The sequence below is a fragment of the Dehalobacter sp. genome (assembly GCA_023667845.1).
In the GTDB taxonomy this organism is placed as follows: Bacteria; Bacillota; Desulfitobacteriia; order Desulfitobacteriales; family Syntrophobotulaceae; genus Dehalobacter.
Genome location: JAMPIU010000121.1, coordinates 1 through 3,840, shown reverse-complemented (window position 1 = coordinate 3,840; position 3,840 = coordinate 1). Strand labels below are relative to the sequence as shown.

General features: G+C 47.2%; 7 protein-coding genes. All 7 read right to left on the bottom strand.

The genetic code is table 11. The features are described from left to right. Positions 1–16: 16 nt before the first annotated feature. Positions 17–559: a SpoIIIAH-like family protein gene (locus NC238_09195; protein ID MCM1566101.1), complete on the bottom strand. Its 543-nt coding sequence runs from the start codon at positions 557–559 to the stop codon at positions 17–19. A 1-nt stretch (position 560) separates the two neighbouring features. Beyond that, the gene (locus tag NC238_09190; GenBank protein ID MCM1566100.1) at positions 561–1,118 is read right to left on the bottom strand and encodes a stage III sporulation protein AG; all 558 of its coding nucleotides are present in this window, start codon (positions 1,116–1,118) and stop codon (positions 561–563) included. Between the two features lie 16 nt (positions 1,119–1,134). Beyond that, positions 1,135–1,752 carry a stage III sporulation protein AF gene (gene spoIIIAF, locus NC238_09185; GenBank protein ID MCM1566099.1) on the bottom strand — a complete coding sequence of 206 codons (618 nt, stop codon included), beginning with the start codon at positions 1,750–1,752 and terminating at the stop codon, positions 1,135–1,137. Positions 1,753–1,769: 17 nt separating this feature from the next. After that, on the bottom strand, positions 1,770–3,014 hold the full coding sequence (spoIIIAE, locus tag NC238_09180) for a stage III sporulation protein AE (GenBank protein MCM1566098.1): 1,245 nt from the start codon (positions 3,012–3,014) through the stop codon (positions 1,770–1,772). A 12-nt stretch (positions 3,015–3,026) separates the two neighbouring features. Then, positions 3,027–3,413, bottom strand: a complete 387-nt coding sequence (gene spoIIIAD, locus NC238_09175; GenBank protein ID MCM1566097.1) for a stage III sporulation protein AD — start codon at positions 3,411–3,413, stop codon at positions 3,027–3,029. A gap of 12 nt (positions 3,414–3,425) precedes the next feature. Next, positions 3,426–3,623 (bottom strand): stage III sporulation protein AC, encoded by a 198-nt coding sequence (gene spoIIIAC, locus NC238_09170; GenBank protein MCM1566096.1) that lies wholly within the window; start codon positions 3,621–3,623, stop codon positions 3,426–3,428. A 16-nt stretch (positions 3,624–3,639) separates the two neighbouring features. Beyond that, a partial coding sequence (locus NC238_09165; protein ID MCM1566095.1) for a stage III sporulation protein AB occupies positions 3,640–3,840 on the bottom strand: 201 nt, incomplete at its 5' end.

Below are 3,840 nucleotides of genomic sequence, written 5' to 3'. Positions count from 1 at the left end.
CCACCGGACCCGATTATCAGATTTTTTCCGACGTGTCTTTGACGACTGCTACTTCGATTTGATCAACTGAAAAACCGGTAATTTCCGATACTGTGTTTTGGATAATAAACATGTCCTGAACTTTTAATTGATTTGCCAGGACTGTAACCGTGGCCTTTTGCGTGTTGACTTCCGAAACAATATCTGTAAAACCTTTCATTTTCAGCACATTCTCAATTTCGGCTTCCCTGCTGATCTTGTCGCTTAAGGCCAGCCAGCGCTGCTGCGCCTGACTGCGTGTCTCCGTGATATCGGACGCCAGCAAAGGCTCCAGCATGTTAAGTGTTTCCTGTCTGGTCTGCTCCCGTTTGATCCTATAATTAACAAAGTAGTTTTCCCCCTCATTTTCCGTCAGTTCAATCATTTCTGCTGAGAAACAAACGGAATCCGGGATATTGACCGGCAAGCCTTCTTCCTTTTGCTGCCCAAAACATGCTTGGCTGAGCCAAACAATGGAGCATACCGCGATGGCCGGAATCACGGTGATCCAGATCAAGGATGCTTTTATTTTCAGGTTCAATTCAGACGCCCCCCATTGGAACAACGCTGATTTTGGCCGGTTCAATATTCAACAGCGTCCTGACCGCTTCAAATACTTGTTCCTTTATTTTAGGATCACTTGCTCCCTGCGCGATAACCAATACTCCCGCGACCTGTGGACGTTCCTCCGTAATGATTAAAGCATTTTCGCCGACGACCACGATCTTGTTATTCTGAGTTACCTCTTCCGTTTCTCTGGTTCCGCCGTCTTTATCCGTTTCCTTGGAAGTTTTTTTCGTAACGCTTTCATCCCTGGCATACTGTTTCTTTACATCGGAGGTCAGGGTAACTAGGACCTTCGTTTTGCCAACGCCCTGAATTTTTTCCAGATTGGCTGCAAGTTTTTCTTCAAGTTGTTTTTCCAATGCAGTAAAACCCGATTCATTTTCTGGAACGGCTGTTACCGTTTCAGCCGGGGATTGGACTGATGCAGCGGGCTGATCCTCCTGTGAGGTAAAAATAAGAATTGCTGCGACGATTACCAGCAAGATCACGGCCAACGTAATCTTTTCTGTGATCACCTGCTTGAAAAATCCCATACTGACTTCCTTCCTCCTATTTTTCTTCCTGCACAAACACGATTTCTTCCGGCAGCTGCATGAGTGCTGCAACCTGTTTTTTTATTTCCATTGCTTTCGCTGACTCAGCCGTTCCCTGGTCCTCGGCCTGGCCTGTGTTGACGCCTCCGATAATGACCGGCTTAACAGGCTCAATGCTGACAATTTGCTGACTGAAATGGATCTCGACTTTTTGGATTTGCGGATAGTCGGCAAATCCCTCTCCCCCGTCCTCCAGTTCAACATTCGTATCCGAGCTTTTGACCCCTTCCACTCCGGATACAAGGGTCTGAATCTGGTTAACCAGAATCCTGCGGTATTGTTCGATCACCAGAGCATTTGCTTCCATGGAAGAATTGTCTTCTCCGTCAGAACTATTTTCCTGTGCCAGAACAGGCAAGTCTCCGGAAGAACTGCCGGCCCAGGCCGGCACGCTATTTTCAAAGTCCCAGTTCAGTAGATCTGCCAACGGATTCAGGATTGCCGCAATCACAAACAGCCCCATGACCATCTGCACAAATCCCCGCATGGATTTATTCGGCAGAAGCATCTCGAGAAAGGAGGCCAGCAATAGAATGAAAGCCAAATTGCGGATCAGCGTCTTTAATCCTTCCATTTTCACACACCTCAAAATCAGCGAAGCATTACCGCCAAATTTCCAGTCCCGACAATGATCACAATCGTCATAAAAAACATGATACCGACGGATGTAACGGTTACAAAAATATATAATAAGCCTTTGGACATGTCCTGAAGACTATCCGCAAGTTCTTTTTCTCCCAGAGGTTCGACCAGCGCCGCAGCCAGTTTAAAAGTAAACATCATCGCGATAATCTTAATCGCCGGCAGAAAAGTAATGATGATTATCGCAATCATTGCTACGATCCCCAGCGCGTTCTTAAGCAAGAGACCTGAGCTTGCCACGATCTCAACAGCGTCTTTGAAAAATTTGCCGGCAACCGGGATCAAATCTGCTGCATATTTTACCGTCCTCAGCGTGACCCCGTCGGCTACGCCCCCTGTTACGCCTTGTACCGACATAATGCCGATAAAAACCGTCATGACGATACCAATACTGAGTTTACCTCCGAACTCCAGCAGAGAGGCTAATTTACTGAGCTTGAACTGTTCGGAAATGTTATTGAACAGCCTCAGGATAATGCTCAGGAAAAAAAGCGGCAACACAATGTTTTTGATTACCGTAGCCAAAAAGATCAGACTGCCGATGACCATCGGTTTAAACAAGGCTGCGCTGGTCAGACTGCCCATGGTCAGCAGGACAGTATACATGGCCGGGAGGATGATCTGCATAAAAGAAACCATATTGTCAATGGACGCATTGCCAACATTCAGCGCAATACGAAAAGATGTCATCGCAAGCGCCAACAGAACAAGATATACGAGCATTCGGGCTATCCTGCTTACTTCACCTGTAAAAGCAGACTGCAGTTGATTGATGATTGCGCAGATCACAGCGAGTACCAGCAGCTTTGCAATCAAAGGCGCGTTGGTGACTACCTGTTTTAGCAGAGCCTTGACAATACTGCTGCCGATGCCCTGCAGACTAAAATTAACCTCGCCGTTTTTAATGCTTTCAAAGATCTCTGTTAAAGAAAAATCAGGCAGAGCGTCCTGAACATCGCGGTCCAGTTGATTCAAAAATTCTCTGACTTCAGATAAATCTATCTCTTCAGACAAATCTACTTTTCCGGACACGCCCATCTCCCCGGAAGTCTCTACTTCCGCAAATGGTTTATCCGCCTCCGTCCCAGTGTAACTCGTCTCCTGACTTTCTGCCGCCAGGGTCACCACTGGAAAAGCAAATACCAGGGTCATCCATATGGCAAGCCCCAGCGCAGCCAAGACTTTTTTTGTCATCCGTATCGCTCCTCACGCCAGCAGCTTCATCATGGATTCCATGATCGCTGCAATGATTGGGATAGCCAAAATGACCACGAATACTTTGGCTGCAATTTCAACTTTTGTGGCCAGTGCATTCTCTCCGGCATCCCGGCAGATTTGGCCTCCCAATTCCGCCAAATAGGCTACTCCCACGATTTTAAGAACAATGAACAAGTAGTAGGAACTGATGTCTGCCTGCTCAGCCAGTTTCTGCAGCAGATCAACCACCAGTCTGATTTTGTCCATGATCAGCAGAAATATGGTTACCCCTGCCAGAATGCTTAGCTGAATTGCAATCTCAGGTTTAATTTGTTTCAGAACAGCTCCGAGAACCGTGACAATGATGGCGAGTCCAATCACTTGTGCTATTTCCATTGCCAGAGCCCCCTAGTATAGATTAAATACGCTTTTCACCAGAACAAACAGATCGGAGATTCCCTGGATGACCAGATACAACACGACAACAACCCCGGCAATGGTAACCATCTGGGCCTGCTCTTTCTTACCGGCCTCATTCAGGATAATTGCACAAATGCCCACCAATAGACCAATACCTGCTACCTTCAAAATGAGGTCAATACTCATCGCGAACCCTACCTCCTCACATGATCATAATGACAACCGCAATTCCGCCCAGGAAACCGAGGTAAGACCACATCTTTGCCCTGCTTTCTGCCTGCTGCCTGGCCTTTTCGTCTACGCCTGCCAAATGCCGCTGAACAAGTTCGAGCTGTTTATGCTGTTCATTCCGGTCCGACCTGCCCAATCCCTGACTGATTCCGCTGATCACCAGCCAATCGTC